Source organism: Streptomyces pathocidini, from assembly GCF_001418495.1.
GTDB classification, from domain to species: domain Bacteria; phylum Actinomycetota; class Actinomycetes; order Streptomycetales; family Streptomycetaceae; genus Streptomyces; species Streptomyces pathocidini.
Genome location: NZ_LIQY01000693.1, coordinates 1 through 1369 on the forward strand (window position 1 = coordinate 1; position 1369 = coordinate 1369).

3 protein-coding genes are annotated in these 1369 nt (G+C 71.2%); 1 reads left to right on the top strand and 2 read right to left on the bottom strand.

The window, feature by feature from the left end:
• Together AOK16_RS24535 and AOK16_RS29365 are read right to left on the bottom strand one after the other, a co-directional pair.
• On the bottom strand, positions 1–502 hold a 502-nt coding region (locus AOK16_RS24535; RefSeq protein WP_420865402.1), incomplete at its 3' end, for an ABC transporter permease.
• Between the two features lie 134 nt (positions 503–636).
• Positions 637–720 carry a putative leader peptide gene (locus AOK16_RS29365; RefSeq protein ID WP_398718048.1) on the bottom strand — a complete coding sequence of 28 codons (84 nt, stop codon included), beginning with the start codon at positions 718–720 and terminating at the stop codon, positions 637–639.
• Between the two features lie 91 nt (positions 721–811).
• Between AOK16_RS29365 and AOK16_RS24540 the strand changes: the two genes are divergently transcribed.
• Positions 812–1234, top strand: coding sequence for a YjbQ family protein (locus AOK16_RS24540; RefSeq protein ID WP_055474286.1), 423 nt, complete (start codon positions 812–814; stop codon positions 1232–1234).
• Positions 1235–1369: the final 135 nt, after the last annotated feature.

The following is a 1369-nucleotide window of genomic DNA, read 5'->3' on the forward strand; positions in this document are numbered from 1 at the left end:
AGAGGGGGAAGGAGACGCCCATCGTGATGATGGCGACCTTCGGGGCCTCGCCGATGCCGAACCAGATGATGAACAGCGGGATCAGCCCCACGAACGGCACTGTGCGCAGCATCTGGACGGAGGCGTCCACCAGGTCCTCGCCGATCCGGAACAGCCCGGAGACCAGCGCGAGCGCGGCGCCGACGAGCGTGCCGAACAGCAGCCCGATGGCGACGCGCCGGAGCGAGGTGGCCATCGCGGCGGGCAGCGAACCGTCCGCTACGAGGTCGGCCCCGACGCGGGCGATGGTGCCGGGGGAGGCGAGCACCTCGGGCGGCAGGACGCCGAGCCCGCTGAGCAGCTGCCAGAGCACGAGGAGCAGTACGGGCCCTGTGGCGCGGCGCAGCCAGCGCGGGACGCGGGCACGGCGGGCGGTGGTGGAGGTGAGAGGTTCGAGGGCGGGGGCGGCAGCAGGTGCAGTGGCTTTTGCCGAAATATCCGGCGGGGCATGGCTGATGGTCATGAGGGCTCCACGGATGTGCGGAGGGCTGGGGGAGGGGTACGCGTCAGCGTCCGTGCGCATGGGCAGCACACGGACTGGGACAGCGAAGGAGAAGAGAGGGGAAAGCGGGAGTCAGCAGAACAGCCGAGAAGGCGTCAGCAGCCGTGGTGACAGGCGGCGGAGGCCACCCGCAGCAGGTCGATGTGACCGCGCGTGGTGAGCAGAACTGAACGCGACATGCCCAGGAACGTAGCGAGACCGTACGGCTACGGTCAACGGGTGTCTCGTTCTTCGGACGCGGGATCCCGGTCCATGGGCGAGGATGGAGCCATGTCCGATGCCTTCACCACACGCGTGATCGAAGTCCCCACCGGCTCGTCGGAGGCGGTGCACGATCTCACCCGCGCCTGCGTGCAGTTCCTGCGCGAGGTGGCCCCGGGCCGGGACGGGCTGCTCAACGTGTTCGTGCCCCACGCGACCGCCGGGGTCGCCGTCATCGAGACCGGCGCCGGCAGCGACGACGACCTGTTGTCCACGCTCCACACCTTGCTACCGGCCGACGACCGCTGGCACCACCGCCACGGCAGCCCGGGTCACGGCCGCGACCACGTCCTGCCCGCGATCGTCCCGCCCCACGCGACCTTCCCGGTCGTCGCCGGCCGCCTGGAACTGGGCACCTGGCAGTCGGTCTGCCTCGTGGACACCAACCGGGACAACCCGGACCGCCAGGTGCGGCTGAGCTTTCTGGGGTGAGTGAGACGCGGGGGCGGCGCCGGGATCGATGAGACCTGGCTCCCGGCGGGCTCCCTCAGGGCGCTCCACCGGAACGGGACGCTCCACCGGAACGCGCCCGCCGAAACGCGCCCTTCGGCCAGGTCCGCGGCGCGC

Bases quoted from the DNA above. Each gene is read 5' to 3' on its own strand.
- AOK16_RS24540 (WP_055474286.1), top strand. From the start codon at position 812: ATGTCCGATGCCTTCACCACACGCGTGATCGAAGTCCCCACCGGCTCG.
- AOK16_RS29365 (WP_398718048.1), bottom strand. From the start codon at position 720: ATGTCGCGTTCAGTTCTGCTCACCACGCGCGGTCACATCGACCTGCTG.